At 72.8% G+C, this 18012-nt stretch carries 15 protein-coding genes and 1 tRNA gene; 8 read left to right on the top strand and 8 right to left on the bottom strand.

What is annotated here, in order from left to right:
• Nucleotides 1–137: 137 nt before the first annotated feature.
• The gene (locus ACOJVX_RS04070; protein ID WP_016698686.1) at nucleotides 138–584 is read left to right on the top strand and encodes an RrF2 family transcriptional regulator; all 447 of its coding nucleotides are present in this window, start codon (nucleotides 138–140) and stop codon (nucleotides 582–584) included.
• Nucleotides 585–742: 158 nt separating this feature from the next.
• Here the strand turns inward: ACOJVX_RS04070 and ACOJVX_RS04075 are convergent, their stop codons facing one another.
• Nucleotides 743–2020, bottom strand: a complete 1278-nt coding sequence (locus tag ACOJVX_RS04075) for an MFS transporter (protein ID WP_422647264.1) — start codon at nucleotides 2018–2020, stop codon at nucleotides 743–745.
• 96 nt (nucleotides 2021–2116) lie between these two features.
• Here ACOJVX_RS04075 and ACOJVX_RS04080 point away from each other — a divergent pair, with 96 nt between their 5' ends.
• Nucleotides 2117–3088, top strand: a complete 972-nt coding sequence (locus ACOJVX_RS04080; RefSeq protein WP_418154313.1) for a LysR family transcriptional regulator — start codon at nucleotides 2117–2119, stop codon at nucleotides 3086–3088.
• A gap of 204 nt (nucleotides 3089–3292) precedes the next feature.
• Here the strand turns inward: ACOJVX_RS04080 and ACOJVX_RS04085 are convergent, their stop codons facing one another.
• Complete coding sequence (locus ACOJVX_RS04085) at nucleotides 3293–3676, bottom strand: VOC family protein (protein ID WP_418154312.1); 384 nt, start codon at nucleotides 3674–3676, stop codon at nucleotides 3293–3295.
• Nucleotides 3677–3747: 71 nt separating this feature from the next.
• On the opposite strand from ACOJVX_RS04085, the gene ACOJVX_RS04090 reads away from it, so the two are divergent.
• From ACOJVX_RS04090 to ACOJVX_RS04100, 3 genes are all read left to right on the top strand, one after another.
• Nucleotides 3748–4224, top strand: coding sequence for an SRPBCC domain-containing protein (locus tag ACOJVX_RS04090; RefSeq protein WP_422647265.1), 477 nt, complete (start codon nucleotides 3748–3750; stop codon nucleotides 4222–4224).
• Nucleotides 4221–4565: an ArsR/SmtB family transcription factor gene (locus tag ACOJVX_RS04095; protein ID WP_030104082.1), complete on the top strand. Its 345-nt coding sequence runs from the start codon at nucleotides 4221–4223 to the stop codon at nucleotides 4563–4565. Before ACOJVX_RS04090 ends, ACOJVX_RS04095 begins: the two co-directional genes overlap by 4 nt.
• Before the next feature lie 578 nt (nucleotides 4566–5143).
• A complete protein-coding gene (locus tag ACOJVX_RS04100) occupies nucleotides 5144–5884 on the top strand; it encodes an MBL fold metallo-hydrolase (RefSeq protein WP_026417216.1) in 741 nt (246 codons plus the stop codon).
• Nucleotides 5885–6388: 504 nt separating this feature from the next.
• Here ACOJVX_RS04100 and ACOJVX_RS04105 read toward each other — a convergent pair.
• Nucleotides 6389–6464, bottom strand: a tRNA-Ala gene (locus ACOJVX_RS04105).
• Between the two features lie 321 nt (nucleotides 6465–6785).
• Nucleotides 6786–8048: an MFS transporter gene (locus ACOJVX_RS04110; RefSeq protein ID WP_422647266.1), complete on the bottom strand. Its 1263-nt coding sequence runs from the start codon at nucleotides 8046–8048 to the stop codon at nucleotides 6786–6788.
• 288 nt (nucleotides 8049–8336) lie between these two features.
• Here ACOJVX_RS04110 and ACOJVX_RS04115 point away from each other — a divergent pair, with 288 nt between their 5' ends.
• Nucleotides 8337–9182 (top strand): putative RNA methyltransferase, encoded by an 846-nt coding sequence (locus tag ACOJVX_RS04115; RefSeq protein WP_418155046.1) that lies wholly within the window; start codon nucleotides 8337–8339, stop codon nucleotides 9180–9182.
• A 1128-nt stretch (nucleotides 9183–10310) separates the two neighbouring features.
• Here ACOJVX_RS04115 and ACOJVX_RS04120 read toward each other — a convergent pair.
• The 4 genes from ACOJVX_RS04120 to ACOJVX_RS04135 all read right to left on the bottom strand — a co-directional run bounded on the left by ACOJVX_RS04120 (nucleotide 10311) and on the right by ACOJVX_RS04135 (nucleotide 14463).
• Nucleotides 10311–11432: a hypothetical protein gene (locus ACOJVX_RS04120; RefSeq protein WP_418155047.1), complete on the bottom strand. Its 1122-nt coding sequence runs from the start codon at nucleotides 11430–11432 to the stop codon at nucleotides 10311–10313.
• 288 nt (nucleotides 11433–11720) lie between these two features.
• Complete coding sequence (locus tag ACOJVX_RS04125; RefSeq protein WP_418155048.1) at nucleotides 11721–12692, bottom strand: biotin-dependent carboxyltransferase family protein; 972 nt, start codon at nucleotides 12690–12692, stop codon at nucleotides 11721–11723.
• Nucleotides 12689–13345, bottom strand: a complete 657-nt coding sequence (locus tag ACOJVX_RS04130; protein WP_418155049.1) for a 5-oxoprolinase subunit B family protein — start codon at nucleotides 13343–13345, stop codon at nucleotides 12689–12691. Before ACOJVX_RS04130 ends, ACOJVX_RS04125 begins: the two co-directional genes overlap by 4 nt.
• 353 nt (nucleotides 13346–13698) lie before the next feature.
• Nucleotides 13699–14463, bottom strand: a complete 765-nt coding sequence (locus ACOJVX_RS04135) for a LamB/YcsF family protein (protein ID WP_418155050.1) — start codon at nucleotides 14461–14463, stop codon at nucleotides 13699–13701.
• Between the two features lie 362 nt (nucleotides 14464–14825).
• Here ACOJVX_RS04135 and ctaD point away from each other — a divergent pair, with 362 nt between their 5' ends.
• Together ctaD and serB are read left to right on the top strand one after the other, a co-directional pair.
• Entirely contained in the window at nucleotides 14826–16604 is a 1779-nt protein-coding gene (gene ctaD / locus ACOJVX_RS04140) for a cytochrome c oxidase subunit I (RefSeq protein WP_026417209.1), read from the top strand.
• Nucleotides 16605–16802: 198 nt separating this feature from the next.
• The gene (gene serB / locus ACOJVX_RS04145) at nucleotides 16803–18008 is read left to right on the top strand and encodes a phosphoserine phosphatase SerB (protein WP_030104072.1); all 1206 of its coding nucleotides are present in this window, start codon (nucleotides 16803–16805) and stop codon (nucleotides 18006–18008) included.
• Nucleotides 18009–18012 lie beyond the last annotated feature (4 nt).

Below are 18012 nucleotides of genomic sequence, written 5' to 3' on the forward strand. Positions count from 1 at the left end.
CTGGACTCCCGGGAGGTCGACGAATTGCTCCTTTGAAAGATACAGTTTCTGCCAGAAAACGCAACTGTGTCTGTGACGTTTTCGGCTCGGCATGTGGTGGCCGAGTAGGCTGCGGGGACGAACGGGGAGGTGCGACGGTGCTGGACATCAGGTTCTCCAGTGCGCTGGCCGTCATGTTCTTCCTGGCCATCGCCGAGGAGGAGGGCGCGCCGGTCGTGAGCAGCGGCCAGCTCGCCGAGCGCGTCGGCGCCAACCCCAGCCTGGTCCGCAAGCTCCTCGTCCCCCTGGGGCACGCTGGTCTGGTCGAGTCGATCAAGGGGCGGGCCGGCGGCACCCGACTGGCGCGACCGGCCGAGGCCATCACGCTGGCCGAGATCTATCGCTGTGCAGTCGGGGACAAGCCGTTGTGGGTGTGCCGGCCGGAGGTCGAGAGCGGGTGCGTCGGTGCCGCGCACGCCTCCGCCTACTTCGAGGACCTCACCGCACGAGCCGAAGGCGCGGTGCTGGCCATGCTCAACCAGGAGACGCTCGCCGACGGCCTGCGAGCGAGCCGAAGCCACTGCGCCCCCGGTCACGCCGGTTGACCCCGCCCTCCCTGCCCGCTGGCGAGGGCGCCGAGGGGGCTCTCCGCCGTGACCACCGCCCGTGCCCTGGGAGGCGGGACGCGCTCCGCTGGTCGGGCTCGCCCTCGTCGCTGGGTCCTGGTCTTGGCCGGCCGGCGGGGCACCCGTGGCCGGCGAGTTCAGGTGCGCGAACCCGTGGTGCCGGGGTGGTTCGCCAGCTCGGCCGGCATCCGGGAGCCGTTCCCGTCGGTCCCGCTCCCGGAGGGAGGAACGGCGCGGGGTCCCGCCAGGCCGATGGCGAGGGCGGCGAGGGCGAGGCAGGACGCGCTCCACAGCAGCGGCACGATGCCGACGGCTCCGACCAGGCCTCCCCCGAGGAGGGCGCCGAGCGCGATGGCGGCCGTGAACAGGCCCACGTAGAGGCCGGTCACCTCCTCGACGCGGTCGGGAGCCGACCGCTGCATCCAGAGCTGGCCGGCGACCGAGAGACCACCGTAGGCCAGGCCCCACAGGCCCATCGCCACCCCGGCGACCCCGGTCAGGCCCGCCGACAGCGCGAGCAGGGCGACGGAGGCGGCGATGCCGCCGGCCAGGAGCAGCACGGTCGCGCGCGGCCGCCGCGCCGCGAGGGCCCCGGCCGCGAAGTTCCCCACCAGTCCGAACACCCCGTAGACGAGGAGCGCCACGGCGATCCCGCCGGCCGTCATCCCGTGCCCCTCGAGGGCGGGGCGCACGTAGGTGTAGGCGGCGAAGTGGGCGGTGACGAGGACGACGACCACGGCCAGTCCGCCGACGACCGCCCTCGAAGCCAGTGGTGACCGGCCGGCCGGCACCCCAACGGCCGGCCCGGTCCGAGGCCTGGGCAACCGGGGCAGCGTGACCAGCAGGGCGGCGGCCAGGACGACGGCGCTCACGGCCAGCGCGACGAACGCCGCCCGCCACCCGAAGGCGTCGCCGATGACGGTGCCGGCGGGCACGCCGGCCACCGAGGCTGCCGCGACCCCGCTGACGGCGCAGGACACCGCCAGCGCCGCATGACGGGGCCCGACCAGGCGCGGGGCCACCGCCGCCGCCAGCCCCCACACCGCTCCCATCCCCAGACCGAGGATGACGCGGGAGACCACGAGAAGCCCGAACCCGTCCGCGACCGCGGTGAGCGCGTTCCCGGCCGCCAGCACGACCATCGACACCGCGAGGACCCACCGCCGGTCCACCCCACCCAGCACGCGGGGCACCACCGGCGCGGTGACCGCCGTGACCAGGCCGGTGATCGTCAGGCTGAACCCGGCCGTTCCCGAGCCGACCCCCAAGCCCTCGGCCATGGGCGTCAGCACGCCCACGGGCAGCATCTCCGAGGTGACGACCACGAAGGTGGACAGGGACAGGACGGCCAGCGCCACCCACTGCCAGGCGGTCGTGTGGTGGGAGCCGGTCCCGGCGGAAGCGGAGGAACTCATGCTCCCCAGGCAAGCAACGGGACGGCAGCCGAACAACGGCGATCTCCTCGCCGATCGATAAGCTGAGCTGATCGAACGTGGTCGGAGGGGGGTGCCGTGCACCAGGCCAACCTGCACCAGATCGAGTGCCTGCTCACGCTGGCGGAGGAGCTGCACTTCGGCCGCACCGCCGAGCGGCTCGGGTACTCGCAGAGCCGGGCCAGCCAGCTCGTCGCCGAACTCGAACGGCGGCTCGGGGTCCGGCTGGTCGAGCGCACCAGCCGGCGGGTCGCGCTGACGAGGTTCGGGGTCCAGTTCGTGGACGAGGTGCGTCCCGCCTACGAGGAACTGACGGCGGTCTTCTCCCGAGCGCGTGATCGCGCGCGGAGGCGTGAGCTGCGTGAGCTGCGAGTGGGCTTCCACGGCGACGTCTACGAGGAGATCACCGAGGCCTTCCGGTCGCTACGCGCCGAGCACGGGGTGTCGATGGCGCTGAGCGAGGTACCGCTGGGTTCGCCCTTCACCGCCGTTGTGGAGGGTCGGGTCGACGCGGCGGTGGTGGAGCTGCCATGCCACGAGGCCGCGCTCACCGTCGGGTACCGGTTCCCCCCGCAGGACCGGCTGCTGGCGGTCTCGACGAACCACCCGCTGGCCCGCCGGACGTCGGTCACGGTCGAGGAGCTGGCGGAGTGGGACGTCGTCCGCCCCCTCGGCGACGCACCCGACTACTGGATGGCCGCGAGGGTGCCGCGCGCGACGCCGGCGGGCCTGCCGATCTCCTCGTCCGTGGCCATCTCCACGATCCACGAGGGTCTCGCGACGGTCGCCGGCGGAGAGCACGTGATGCTGGTCTGCCGTCCGCTCGCGGACCGCGCGGCGCGCCGGGACGTTCGCTTCCTGCCGGTGACGGGCATGGAGGCGTCCTCCCAGCTCGGGTTGGTGTGGCGTCGTGATCGGGGTGGCGACCAGCTGGTCACCCTGGCGCGGTTGCTGCGCACCGCCTTCACGATCGCCTCACCGGAGGCCCGGGCGGCGACAGCGGCCGAGGAGGGGCCCGGAAGGTCGGCGTCCCCGGTCGTCGTGGGCTGACGCGGGTGCCGGGTGGGCCACCGGCCACCACCGGGGCTTCCGCTCGGGTGGGGCGGCGGGCCGCGCCGCGCCTCCGGAGGAGGGGGCGTGGGCGAGGGCTTGAGGCCCTCCGTCCCGGGGCGGCGGCAGCCCACGAGCCCGCCGGGCCGTCGGACCCGGACCGTCACGCAGCGCGCTGACTGGCCGAGGTGGTGTGGCGGTTGGTCATGACGTGTGCGGGTGCAGGATGTGCGGCACCCCGGTCGGCGCGCACACCCAGTGGGCTCGGCTTCCCGTCGGGAGTTCCTCCAGCTCGTCGTTCGTGCCGACGCCGTGCGCCGCGAGGTGTCGGACGGCATCGTCGAGGTCGTCGGTGGTGAGCTCCAGCCAGATATCGGAGCGCGCGTAGTTGTCCACCCGGTCGAGCCACAGGGCGTAGGCGCCGAAATCGACCCGCACCGAGCGCGAGACCATCCCGGTCGCCGCCGATGGTTCCTCGGTGACGTCGAGACCGAGCACGTCCCGGTAGAAGGCGACCGTGTCGTCGAAGCGCGCGGCGGGCAGTTTCATGGCGATGTTGGGGCCACCGCGGAACCGGGGACTGGGCATTGGTACCTCCTGGAGTGAAGTGCAACGAGATGGTTGCACTAAAACGAGCGTTGATGCAATAGGCTGGTTGCATGTCGCTGGATGGGAACGCGGACCGGATCGAACGGGACATCCTGATCGAGGCGCCGCCTCGAGTGGTCTGGGACCTGGTGTCCGAACCGGGCTGGTGGATCAACGGCGGCGAGATCACCCCGCACGAGATCCAGGCCGACGGAGACGCCCGGGTCCTGGTCCGCGACCCGGAGCACGGCGTCTTCGCCGTGGAGACCGTCGACAGCCGTCCCCACGAGTACATCGCCTTCCGCTGGTACGGCGGCCCTTCGGAGGCTGGGCGCGTCGCCGCCCTCGGGCCTGGGAACTCGACGCTCGTCGAGTTCCTCCTCCGACCCGTCGGTACCTCCTCGGTCCGGCTGCGGGTGGTGGAGAGCGGCTTCGCGGAGCTGGACGAGACCGCACTGCTCCGGCGCAGGATGCTCGACGACAACACCGAGGGCTGGCGGCAGGAACTCGCGGCGCTCCACCGGCACGTCGGACGGACGGCGCGGTGAACGGGCCCGACCGGACGGTCGTGGAGATCTGTTCCGCTCTTGGGGACGACACGCGGTGGGCGATCCTCCGCAGGCTGGAGGCCGGTGCCGCCTCCGCCTCCGCCCTCGCCGAGGGCTTGCCCGTCACCCGGCAGGCGATCTCCCGCCACCTGGAGATCCTTCGGGGAGCCGGCCTGGTCGAGCGGGAGCGACACGGTCGGGAGTTGCGGTACAGGGCGGTGGGAACACGGCTCGGTGCCGCTGCCAACCAGCTGGGCCTGATGGCCGCGGCCTGGGACCGGCGGCTGGAACTCCTCCGGGAGCGGGCGATCTCGGGAGCCGAGCCAGGGGAGCCGGGGTGAGCGGTGGTCCGGGCTTCGGCGAGTGCGTCGCGCCACTGGGCCGCCACGGCCCGACCAACCCACGGCCCACCAGCTGATCAGGCCTCCTGGCCTGGCAGCCGCCCCTCGGGGTCACCTCCCGATCCAGAGGGGCCGCGCCATGACAGGGGTCGCCACGCCGGAAAGGCAGGGCGGATACGGCCCCGCCTCACGGCCATGCGGGGACGACATCCCGCGTCCGCTCACAGGACATCGACATCACCCCGCCCGACCTCGCGCCGCGGGCCCCCCGACCGGCCTCCGTGGCGGACCAGCAGCGGCTGCCCCGCCCTGGGCACGTCGGACTCGCCACGGACGACCGCGCGTCGCACTCCCTCCTCGGGGTGGCGGAGGGCGGCGTCGACGTGAGGCGCGACGGGAGAGCGAGGTCCTTCCTGGCATGCGCCTCGCCTCCGCCGGTTCCGCGAGCCCGGAATGTGGTGGGAGTCCTCGGGTAGCCCCCGTGCATGGGTTCACGGCGAGAGCGGCCGGCGTGGCTCGCCCCCGGCCGTGATCCGGCGCCGTGAGGACCGACGCGAGCCCCGACCCAGGAGAGCGACATGTTGCGCAGGAACGTCGCGGACGGTATCCACCGCGTGGAGCACGCCCACACCAACTGGTTCATCGTGGAGGATGACGACGGCCTCACCGTCGTCGACGCCGGGCTCCCGACCTCGTGGGAACCACTGCGGCAGGCGCTGGCCGACCTGGGCAGGCGTCTCCAGGACGTCGAGGCGCTGGTGCTGACCCACGGGCATTTCGACCACCTCGGCTTCGCCGAGCGGATGCGGTCCGAGCTGGGGGTTCCCGTCCTCGTCCACGACAACGACGTCCCGCTGACCCGGCACCCCCGCCAGTACGGCCGATCCCGGCCGCTCAGCTGGTACCTGGCCACCCAGCTCAGGGCGGCGCCGCTGGTCGCCGGATTCGTGAGGAACCGCGCGTGGTGGCCGAAACCGGTGGAGGAGGTGCACCGCATCCGGGACACCGAGCTGGTGGTCCCGGGAGGCCCTCGGGTGTTGTACACCCCCGGCCACACCTTGGGCCACTGCGCGTTCCACTTCCCCGAGCGAGACGCGGTCATCGCCGGTGACGCGGTGGTGACCCTCAACCCGTACCGGGGTACGACGGGCCCGCAGATCGTCTCCGGGGCCGCCACCGTCGACCCCGAACGCGCGCTGGAGTCGTTGGACGCGATAGCCGAGACCAGCGCGCGGACCGTGCTGGTTGGGCACGGCGACGACTGGACGGCGGGGGCCGAACGTCTGGTGGAGCTGGCCCGGCGGCACGGCCCCTCCTAGCTGGGAGAGCACCCGCATGCCCGTCGTCCGCGTCCCGTCACGTCAGGGCGGGCTAGCCGCGGGCGGGCGCCGTGGCGCGGGGTCACCGAGGCCGAACCCGTTCCTCCAGCGCACCCGTTGGCGACTTGGTGGCCGGTCCCGGGTCGGACGGCGGGTTCCGCGTCCACGCCCTGATCCCGCCGGGTGGTGGCGGATGACTGAGTCGATCCGCGTCCGCATCCGCCAGGACCAGGAACTGGTGCGCACCGGACACGTCACCATCCTCTCGACGCGGACTGACCCTGACGGTCGTTAGTGAGACGGTGGTCAGCATCCTCGTCGACGTCGCGGCCGGAACGATGTCGCGGTCCTTCAGGACGGCGGCCGGTGAGGACCCGGACGGGCGCCATCCGCACCGGCTGGACCGACCCAGCGCCAGCGGGTCAATGTCAACGGCAACTGTCCGCGAACCACGAAAAACCCTCCTGACCTGGATGGTGATCCCGATCAGGAGGGTTTCGATGGTGGTGGAGCTGAGGGGACTCGAACCCCTGACCCTCACACTGCCAGTGTGATGCGCTACCAGCTGCGCCACAGCCCCGTGTTACTCGCTCCCGGAGGACCGCCTCCGTTCGCTCGCAGGGATACAGTACAACACCCCTGGAGGGGTGTGCGCAGGGGGGTGCCTCGGCGTCGTCGAGCTGGGGGAGAACCGCCCTGAGCTGCGGGAACGAGGACGGTCCGGCGTGCGGGCGGTCCTAAGGCCAAGGGGCGCCCGCTGCGGGGCCCGGACACGTGCGGTTGCCGGGCTCGCCGCCTTCCTCCCAGCCCGGGCCCGGCCGCCGCCTCCCTCGGCGCCGCCCGAGGTGGGGTCCTCCCCTCTTGGGGGCCGCCGGCGGGCGGGTGGTGCCCCGGGGGTCGCTCAGCGGCCGATCGGGGAGGTGGCCCGCTCCCCGAACCCGCCAGCCGGGGCGGCCGGCAGCTCGGCACCCGTGGGGCCATCACCCTCGGAGGGGGTCGGTCCGCCGCCCTCGCGCGCGTTCTCCCGGCGGGCCAACACCCCGGAGACGACCGCGATGCCCAGGCCCACCACGGCCAGCCCCGCGCCGACGAGGTTCGGAGCGGTGAGGCCCAGCCCAGCGCTGATGACCAGCCCACCCAGGTAGGCGCCGATCGCGTTGGCGATGTTGAACGCGGACTGGATGCTGGCGGCCGCCAGGCTCGGCGCGCCCTCCGCCCGGTCCAGGATCAGCGTCTGCACCGTCGGACCGGCGGCGAAGCCGGTCACGCCGATCAGGAAGATCGTGACGGCGGCGAGCACCTTGTCGTGCGCGGTGAAGGCGAACAGGCCCAGCATGAGGGCCAGGCCGGCGAGGAACCCGTACAGGCTGGGCATCAACGCCCGGTCGGCGAGCCGGCCGCCCAGCAGGTTGCCGATCGTCATGCCGACGCCGAACAACGCCAGCAGCCAGGTCACGCTGCCGGCGTCGTAACCGGCGACGTCGGTCATCATCGGGGTGATGTAGCTGAAGCAGGCGAAGGTCCCGCCGAAGCCGAAGGTGACGATGCCCAACGCCAGCCACACCTGGGGCCGGCGGAACGCCCCGAGCTCCCGGCGCATGCCCGCGTCCCGTGGCGCGGGCTGCCGGGGGACCAGGGCCGCGACGCTGACCAGCGCCGCCGCGCCCACCAGGCCGACCATGACGAAGGTCCACCGCCAACCGACCTGCTGCCCGAGCAGGGTGCCGAGTGGCACGCCGACGACGTTCGCGAGGGTGAGCCCGGCGAACATCATGGAGACCGCCTTCGCCCGGTGTTCGCGGGCGACCAGGCTGGCCGCGACGACGGCGCCCACTCCGAAGAACGTCCCGTGGGGCAGCCCGGCGAGGACCCGGGTGGCGAGCAGGGTCTCGTGGTTGGGGGCCAGCGCCGATACCAGGTTCGACGCGGTGAACAACGCCATCGTGCCGAGCAGCATCGTCTTCCTGGGCAGGCGGGCCCCCACGGCGGTGAGCGCGGGCGCGCCGATCACGACCCCGAGGGCGTAGCCGGAGATCAGGTGGCCCGCCGTGGGGATGGACACCTCGTTGCCGGCGGCGATCTCCGGCAGCAGGCCCATCATGACGAACTCCGTGGTGCCCAGGCCGAAGGCGCCGACGGCCAGGGCGAGGAGGGCGAGTGGCACGACTTCTCCAGATCGGTGGTGAGGCGAGTGGTGGCCCGTCGTGCGGGTGACGACGTGGGTGACCGGCGCGGTGGGGAGGTCACCCGGGGAGGGGAGGACTTCCGAGTGCGGGACCTCGACCCTGAGGCACCCTCTCCCCAACCGTGCACGAGATCGCGCGCTTCCCAGAACCGGTTGTGAGCCGAGCCACCGCGAGCCGCCCGGATGCCCGTCACGGGGGTGGTGCCGCCGCTGCCTAGGCTGAGCGGCGCGAGTCACCGTCCCCCAGTCCCTGAAGGTTCCCGTCCCGTGCTTTCCGACGTCGTGGATGTCCTGGCCTGCCCGCACTGCCATCGGGCCTGTTCAACGACCCGGTCGGGGCTGCGCTGTGGGGAGGGGCACCACTTCGACGTGGCCCGGCAGGGCTACGTGAGCCTGCTGACCGGACGCCACTCCGGGCACGGTGGGGACACCGCGGGCATGGTCGCCGACCGGGCGGACTTCCTCACCGCTGGCCACTACGCGCCGATCCGCGACCTGGTCGCCTCCGCCGCGGGATCAGCCGTCGAGCCGGGGCGCGACGGCGCGTGCGTCGTGGAGGTGGGCGCGGGGACCGGCTACTACCTGGCGGGTGTCCTCGATCGGCTGGCCGGCTCCCGGGGCGTCGCGGTGGACGTGTCCAGGTACGCGGCGCGGCGCGCGGCCCGCTGCCACCCGAGGGCCGGCGCGGTGGTCGCCGACGCCTGGGCGGGGTTGCCTGTGCGGGACCACGCGGTCGACCTGGTGCTGGACGTGTTCGCGCCGAGGAACCCGGCGGAGATGCGCCGGGTGCTGGCGGCGGACGGCGTGTTGCTGGTGGTCACGCCCGAGGACCACCACCTCGCCGAGCTGGTGGGGCCGTTGGGGTTGGTCGGGGTGGACAGCAGGAAGCAGGAGCGGATGGACGACCAGCTCGGCGCCCACTTCCGGTTGGTGGAGCGCGAGCAGGTGGAGTTCGGGCTGGCCCTCGGTCACGCGGACGTGCGGCGGCTGGTGGGCATGGGGCCGAGCGCCCACCACGTCCAGGAGGTGGAGGTCTCGTCGTGGTTGGCGGGACGGCCCGAGGTGGTGGCGGTCACCGGCGCGGTGGCGCTCTCGGTCTACCACCCGCGGTGACCGCCCTCCCGTCGGCGAGGTGGGCGCTCCGGGGCGCCGTCCGGGGGCGCTGATCCGAGGCTCCGTGCCGTCGCCGGCGCGGTGTCCTCTCCGGGAGCCGGTGGCCCGTTCGGGAGTCAGGAGTGTCGGGGTCGCGTTCCCGGGTCCCGTCCCAGATCGGGACGGTCGCGGTCCGGAGCACCTTCGCGCCGGTGCCCCTCGGGCTTCTCGGGAACGGAGCGGAACAGGGTGATCGCCGTCCGCAGTGGATTCGTCCCCCGATAAGCGTCGAGCCCGATTGTTGCTCCGTTGTGAAGTGAATCACCTGGTTTTCTCGTTTTCTGGGGTTCGCCCTTCGGTGGCGGTGGTCGAGAACGGGAACCTCGGCGCGGATGCGGGTTGTGGTCGGGGTCGTCCGCGCGGTTTCCTTCGAATTGCGCAGGTCACGTGCTTGGTTCGTCGACGTGAAGTAGATGTGAACGCAAGTGATTCCCGATGTCTTGTGTGCTTCTTGGTTGGTGGGATATTCTGCGGCGGAGTCCTCTTTGTTCGGTGGTGTGGTGGCCCGGCGCGGCTCCGGTGAACCGTCGAATCGCTCGCCAGGTGCTCTGGTCAGGGCGTTGAGGGGAAGTTTCCATTCCAGGTCTCCGTGCGGCGGGGCGGTGAGACCGCTCCGTGTGCCGTTCTCGCGGCACGTCCGGGCGGCGACGTCACGATTTCGGTCCTCCGGGACCGGTAGGAGAGGGCATGGACGTTACCTTGGGCGATGAAGTCCGCTCGGCGCGTGATCGCGCTGTCCTGGGGAACGGTTGTTCCTGCGTGGTCGGGAGCCACGAGTTCGCGGTGGTTTCCGTGGCGCGTTTCGCGAGCGCCACCCTTCGTCGTTACGAATGCGCGTGCTGTGATTCCTGTCGGGCGAGTGAGGTTCGGGTGCGGCCGGCGGTTCGGTCCCACCGGGGTTCGGACTGGCCGACGCAGGTCATCGGAGTGATCGGCGAGGACCAGCCGGGCACGCTGGTGGGCGAGCTCCCCGCACCGCGTTACGCGGCCTGACGGGGCCGGCGCCGGGTCGCGTGACACTGGGAGCCGATCCGCGACCGTCGGCGTCCACGGCGGGTGCGGCCGATGACACTCGCGGCCGCACCCGCCTCACCAGGTTCCCGCTCCGCCGGGACGCCCTCGGTCCTCCGCCTCGTCCCCGGCAGGCGTCCCCGGTGCCTGGTCGGCGTGCGGGACGACCATCCGCTGGTAGGCCAGCAGGGTGTCCCGGTTCTGGAGGTCCAGCCATTCCACGGCCTGGGCGTGGGTGGCGCACACCGTCTCCTCGGCCGGGCAGACACCGAGCAGTTCCTCCCGCAGAGCGGAGACGAACAGCTCGTCCGACCACCGCGTGGACCGCGTCGTCAGGACGAGGGGCGCCCGGTTGGAGCCCCGGGTCGAGTCGTGCAGGTCCCTGATGCGGGTTCGGGCCGGCACGGTGGCCACGGGGGCGGTCGCGCTGTTCGGACGGGCCCCGGTCGCGCCGTCGGCGTCTCCGTCGTGGCCGAGGTCGAGGGCCCGCAGCACCCAACGTCCGTCCTCCCGTTCCGGCCACTGGGGGAGCGACGTGCGGCCCCAGATGGTGTAGTCGACCCGGGCCGGTAGTCCCGGGGTGGGCGAGGTCGCCTCCGCGCACCGCAGGAGGACACCGGTGCGCGCGGGCAACGGCGAGTCCTGCCCGCCGAGTTCGGCGAGTTGGGAGACGGCGCGCCGGATCGTCGCCTCCGGGTTGGCGGGGTGCCGGGGGCTCGCGCAGTCCGCGCCCCGCACCAGCAGCCCCACCTCGTGTCCCTCACCCAGCGCGCGGAACACCGGGGAGTCGCTGCTCGGCGCCCTACCCGCGCGCCGCTCCGCGTGCGCGTCGTCGATCGCCGAGGCGGGGAGGAACACGGTGAGACCGGCACCCGTGGTGGTCGCCACCTCGGTCATCCGCCGCCACTCCGCCGGCGAGGGGGTGCCCTCGGCCGCGAGCAGGACGAGCTGGGGCGCCCGCTCGGCGGGAGCCAGCGGCCGCGTCCACCCGGCGCTCCCCGAGGAGAGCGCCTCCGGTCGCTCGCCGGGGAGCGCCCCCGGGTCGCCGCTCGGATCGGCCGCCGACGGCACGCCTCGGCCGGCCGGCGGGGCGCCCGTTCCCTGGGAAAGCCCGTCCGGGTCGGTCCACGTGATGCCGGCGACCACCCCGAACACGAAGAACAGGGTGGACCCGACCAGCAACCACCGCCGCGGCGTCATGTGTCGTTCGTCTCCTCGGTCCCGCTGTTCGCCGCCCCCGAAACGGTGGGCACGGCCCCTCGTCGATCACGGAGTGATCGGGAGGACCGATCCGGGCGGCCAGCCACCTGATCGGTGACAACCACCGGTGCCCAGTGGCGGCGCGGGACGGCCAGGGCTATGGGGCGTGGAACGGGCGCTGCTCCGGGAGACCCGGCGGGTTCGACGACTGGGCGGGACGGCCGAGGACGACCGCGCCCGGTCGTGGGCCGGGGCGGTGGGGAGGGCGTCGGGGCGGGCCGGCCCCGTTCAGCGGACCGGTCGGAACCGCACCCGTTGACCGGGAACGCACTGCGCGGCCAGCGGCACGTCCTCGGACACGACGACCGCGACCACGGGGTAGCCGCCGGTCACCGGGTGGTCGGCCAGGAACAGCACGGGGTGGCCGCCGGGGGGAACCTGGACCGCTCCCGCCACCATCCCCTCGGACGGCAGTTCGCGACCGTCGGAGCGCCGCAGTTCTGGGCCGGCCAGGCGCATGCCGACCCGGTCGGACTCCCCGGTGACCCGGAACTCCTCGTGCGCCAGGCGCGTGAGCGCCTCGGGCGGGAACCAGTCGTCGCGGGGACCCAGCCTCACTCGGAGGACGACGAGGTCCGCCGGCGACGGCAGCCACCGCACCGGGGCGACGACGTCGGCCGGCCAGGAGCCGCCCGCACTGCCCACCGGCAGGACCTGGCCCGTCGAGAGGGGCGGTGGCCCCAGCCCGGAGAGCAGGTCGGTGGACCGGGAGCCGAGCACCGGTTCGACGGCCACCCCTCCCCGCACGGCCAGGTACGCGCGCAGGCCCGCGATCGGGGCGCCCACCCTGAGCACCTGCCCGGCGAGCACCGGGACCGCGCAGTGGATGCCGACGGGCCTGCCGTCCAGCCACATCGGGCAGGACGCGCCGGTCAGCGCGACCAGCCCCGCCTGGCGGAACCGCACCGCCAGGCCGCCGAAGGTCAGTTCGAGCGCCGCGGCCGACGCGGGGTTGCCCACCAGCCGGTTCGCCAGCTCCAGGCTCGGCTGGTCGGCGGCACCCGACCGCGGAACGCCCATCGCCGCGTAGCCGGGGCGGCCCTGGTCCTGCACGGTCGTCAACGGGCCGGCCACCAGGACGTCGAACCCGGCGGCCTCGGTCTCCCCTCGCCGGGACGCGGGGACGCGTGGGACCGGCACCGCCCCCTCCCCGGTGTCCTCGGTGGTGGGACTCCCACGACCAAACTCCGGTGCGGTCACGACGCCACCTCCTCGAAGCGGACCACCGTGCCCGGCGTCAGCAGGGCCGGCGGGTCGCGCTGCGCGTCCCACAGGGGCAGCTGGGTGTGGCCGAGCAGCCGCCAACCACCGGGGGACTCCCTCGGGTAGACGGCGGAGAACTCGTCGGCCACCGCCACCGCTCCGGCGGGAACCCGGACGCGGGGTGAGGGCAGCCGGGGCACGCGCAGCACCGGGTCGCCGCCGACCAGGTAGCCGAAACCGGGGGCGAAGCCGCAGAACGCGACGCGGTAGCGGGCGGCGGTGTGCCTGGCGACGACCTCCGCGCTGGTGAGACCGGTCAGTTCCGCCACCTCGTCGAGGTCGGCGCCGTCGTACCGGACGGGCACCCGCAGTCCCTCGCCCTCGCTGGCCGGGGAGGGCGCGGGAACCTCGATCTCGTCGAGTTCGGACAGCAGGGCCGCCCGGTCGGTGCCCGCGTCTGCGTAGCGGAGCAGCAGGGTGCGCGCCGCCGGGACGCACTCGGTCATCCCGGTGGGCGGGCGGTCGGCGAGTGCCCGCCGCAGCCGTTCCACCTCGTCGAGCGAGTCGACCTCCACGAGGAACGCCCTGTCACCCACCGCCCGGGTGGCGCGCACCAGATCTCGTGCCGTCGACGTGGGGGATGGTGGCATGGCCCCTCCCGTTCGTCCGCGAGGACCGGGACCACGTTCCCGGCTCGGCGTCGTCGCTGGGTGTCCGTTCCCATCGTCCCCCATGTCGCGCTCGCCGTCGCCTCCGAGGAGTCCCCCGCCAGCGGGAGGGCGCGGCCCGGGGCCGGAGGTCGTGCGGCCGCACAACGGAAGCGGGTCCTGGCTGTGCCGGGTGACGGGGCGCGCTCAGCGCGTCGTGCGGGCAGGCGTGGGTGGGGCGGCGCCCCGCCACCGGGCGGTCCGGCGCGGACGGGTTCCGCGCGGGTGGGACCGTCGGTCGGGCACACCGGCCGCACGTCGGCCCAGGGCCGGGCGGCGGGCCAGCGCGCCGCCGGTCAGCCGAACGCGCGGACCTCGACCCCGGCGTCCCGCAGGGCGTCCCGGACGCGCGTCGCCAGGGCCACCGCGCCGGGAGTGTCCCCGTGCACGCACAGCGAGGCGGGACGTACCGCCACGTCGGTGCCGTCCACGGCCCGGACCACGCCCTCGGTGACCATGCGCAGGCCGCGGTGGACGACCTCGTCCCCGTCCCGCACCACCGCACCGGGTTCGCGACGCGGGACCAGCGAGCCGTCCGGGCGGTAGGCGCGGTCGGCGAAGGCCTCCCGCACCGTGCGCAGCCCCGCCTCCTCGGCGAGGCGCAACCACTCCGAGCCGGGCAGCCCCAGGGCGGCCAGGTCCGGGTCGTAGTCCCGCACGGCCGCGACCAGCGCCTCCGCCTGCCCGGTGTGGGTCACCACCGCGTTGTAGAGCGCGCCGTGCGGTTTGACGTAGCGGACGCGGCTTCCGGCGATCCGAGCGAACCCGTCGAGGGCCGCGAGCTGGTAGACGACCTCGTCGGCGAGTTCCCGGGGTTCGACGTCGACGAAGCGGCGCCCGAAGCCCGCCAGATCCCGGTAGGAGACCTGCGCGCCGATCGTCACGCCCCGGTCGGCGGCCGCCGCGCACACCCGGCGCATGGTGGAGGGGTCCCCGGCGTGGAAGCCGCATGCGACGTTCGCGCTGCTCACGACGTCCAGCAGCGCGGTGTCGTCGCCGAGGCGCCACACACCGAAGCCCTCACCGAGGTCGCTGTTGAGGTCCACCCTGGGTCGCTCCACGGCCGCTCCACCTCCCGTGCCCTGACTGCGCCCACCTTAGGGGCGGCGGACCCGGCCCCGTGGGGCGACGACCAGACCGCGGGCGCCGCCCGCGCCGGCGTGGTGGGTGCCGCCGCCGACGGCTACTCCGGGGCACGGACCGCGCCCCGCGAGCCATCCGGTGCGTCCCTCACCCGTCGGAACGGTGACGTCCTCCCGCCACCTGCGGTTCTGGTACCCGACCGGCTGGCGATGTCTAGTACGCCTACAGCCCAAGTGAGAGGTGAACGAGGCTCCGGTTTACGATCCGTGGTGTCGTGAGCGCCCGTCAGTGGGTCGCCCGCGCAGGTGAGAAGGGTCTACATGCCAGTGCAGGAGGCACCGTGACGGCCGTCGCTCCACAGCCGATAGCCACGCGCCCGTACAAGGCGCGGAGGGAGCCGAAAGGTTCCGTCCTGCTCCGGATGATGCGCACCACGGATCACAAGCAGCTGGGCATCATGTACCTGGTCACCGCGTTCGGGTTCTTCCTGATCGGCGGTGCGATGGCGATGCTGATGCGCGCCGAGCTGGCGCTGCCCGGGATGCAGTACCTGTCCCAGGAGCAGTACAACCAGCTGTTCACGATGCACGGCACCGTCATGCTGCTGCTGTTCGCGACACCCGTGCTGTTCGGCTTCGCCAACTACCTGATGCCGATCCAGATCGGCTCGCCGGACGTCGCGTTCCCCCGGTTGAACTCGCTGTCCTACTGGCTCTACCTGTTCGGCGGTCTCACCGTCGTCGCGGGCTTCCTGACGCCGGGTGGCGCGGCCGACTTCGGCTGGTTCGCCTACACCCCGCTGTCCAACGCCATCCACTCCCCGGGCCTCGGCGCCGACCTGTGGATCGCGGGTCTGCTGGTCAGCGGTCTGGGCACCATCCTCGGCGCGGTCAACATGATCACGACGATCGTGTGCCTGCGGGCGCCGGGCATGACGATGTTCCGGATGCCGATCTTCACGTGGAACATCCTGGTCACCAGCCTGCTGGTGCTGATGGCGTTCCCGATCCTGACGGCCGCGCTGTTCGGCCTGATGGCGGACCGGCACCTCGGCGCGCACGTCTTCGACCCCGCCAACGGCGGCGTGATCCTGTGGCAGCACCTGTTCTGGTTCTTCGGCCACCCCGAGGTCTACATCGTCGCCCTGCCGTTCTTCGGCATCGTCAGTGAGATCTTCCCGGTCTTCAGCCGCAAGCCGCTGTTCGGTTACAAGGGCCTGGTCTTCGCGACCCTGGGCATCGCGGCGCTGTCGGTGACGGTGTGGGCGCACCACATGTACGCGACCGGCGCGGTGCTGCTGCCCTTCTTCGCCTTCACGACGTTCCTCATCGCGGTACCGACAGGTGTGAAGTTCTTCAACTGGATCGGCACCATGTGGAAGGGCCAACTCACCTTCGAGTCCCCGATGCTGTTCAGCGTCGGCTTCCTGGTGACCTTCCTCTTCGGTGGTCTGTCCGGCGTGCTGCTGGCCTCCCCGCCGATCGACTTCCACGTGTCGGACAGCTACTTCGTGGTGGCGCACTTCCACTACGTGCTCTACGGCACCATCGTCTTCGCCGTGTTCGCCGGCATCTACTTCTGGTTCCCGAAGATGACGGGCCGGATGATGGACGAGCGGCTGGCGAAGTTCCACTTCTGGACGACGTTCATCGGCTTCCACGGCACCTTCCTGGTGCAGCACTGGCTGGGCAACGAGGGCATGCCCCGCCGCTACGCCGACTACCTGCCGACCGACGGGTTCACCACGCTCAACGTGATCTCGACGATCGCGGCGTTCATCCTCGGTGCCTCGACGCTGCCGTTCATCTGGAACGTCTTCAAGAGCTACCGGTACGGCGAGCGGGTGACCGTGGACGACCCGTGGGGCTACGGGAACTCCCTGGAGTGGGCCACCAGCTGCCCGCCGCCCCGGCACAACTTCACCGAGCTGCCCAGGATCCGCTCCGAGCGGCCCGCCTTCGAGCTGCACTACCCGCACATGTTGGAGCGGATGCGGTTGGAGGCGCACACCGGCGGCAGGCACGGGCGCCACGAGGACGGCCCGGCGGCGCCGTCCGAGCGGACCGCCAACAAGGTGGTCCCGCCGGAGGAGCGGTCGGAGGACCCCCGCGAGAAGTGACCCACGATCCACCATCCGAGACGAGCCCCGCGACTCCCGCCACAGGGAGGCGCGGGGCTCTTCTCGTGGACCGGGACGGTGAGTACGGTCGATCCGGACCCGGCCGGACCGGAGGTCCCCGCCGTCCCGCACGGCCGGCGGGTGGACGAGCGAACGAGGAGCACCGGAGCAGTGAGCGCAGCCGACACCACCGTGCTGATGACCGTGACGGGACCCGACCGGCCCGGAGTCAGCTCCGTGCTGTTCGCCGCGCTCACCCGGCACGGGGTGGACCTGCTCGACGTGGACCAGGTCGTCATCAGGGGGCAACTCGTCCTCGGGGTGTCGGTGTCCACGCCGCACGACCCCGAGGGTCTCCAGGAGGCCGTCGAGCAGGCGATGGCGTCGGTGGGCATGCGCATCGACGTGGTCATCGGGGAGCGGGCCAGCACGGCCACCGGGCCGGACTCCACCCATGTCGTCGTGGTGCTGGGCAGCCCGCTGTCCGCCCGCGCCTTCACCTCCGTCGCCAGGACGCTCGCCGTGCTGGACGTGAACATCGACGCCATCCGCCGCGTCGCCGACTACCCGGTCACCGGCCTGGAGTTGATGGTCAGCGCGGAGGACACCGGCGAGGACACCGACGCCCGGCTGCTGTCGGCGATGACGGAGGTGTCCGCGCGGGTCGGGGTGGACATCGCCGTGGAACGGACCGGGCTCGCCCGGCGCGCCAAGCGGCTCGTCGTCTTCGACGTGGACTCGACGCTCATCCAGGGCGAGGTCATCGAGATGCTCGCCGCGCACGCCGGTCGGGAGGCGGAGGTGCGGGCCGTCACCGAGGCGGCGATGCGGGGCGAACTGGACTTCGCCGAGTCGCTGCACCGCAGGGTGGCCGTGTTGGCGGGTTTGCCCGTGTCCGTGCTCGACGAGGTCGCCGGCGCCCTCGAACTGACACCCGGTGCCCGCACGACCGTCCGGACCCTGAAACGGCTCGGCTACCGCTGCGGGGTGGTGTCCGGTGGCTTCGCCCAGGTGGTGGCACACCTGGTCGACGACCTCTCCCTGGACTTCAGCATGGCCAACCAGTTGGAGGTGGTCGACGGACGTCTCACCGGGCGGGTGGTGGGTCCCGTCGTCGACCGCGCGGAGAAGGCGGCGGCGTTGCGCCGGTTCGCCGCCGAGTTCGACGTCCCCCTGTCGCAGTGCGTGGCGGTCGGTGACGGCGCGAACGACATCGACATGCTCACGACGGCCGGCCTCGGGGTCGCCTTCAACGCCAAACCGGCCCTGCGGGAGGTGGCGGACACCTCGCTGTCCGCGCCATTCCTGGACGCGGTGCTGTTCGTGCTCGGCGTGACCCGGTCGGAGATCGAGGCGGCCGACAGCGAGGACGGCGTCCTCAGCCGAGTCCCGCTCCAGCCCTGAGCCG

This window comes from Actinoalloteichus caeruleus (assembly GCF_049311605.1).
In the GTDB taxonomy this organism is placed as follows: domain Bacteria; phylum Actinomycetota; class Actinomycetes; order Mycobacteriales; family Pseudonocardiaceae; genus Actinoalloteichus_B; species Actinoalloteichus_B caeruleus.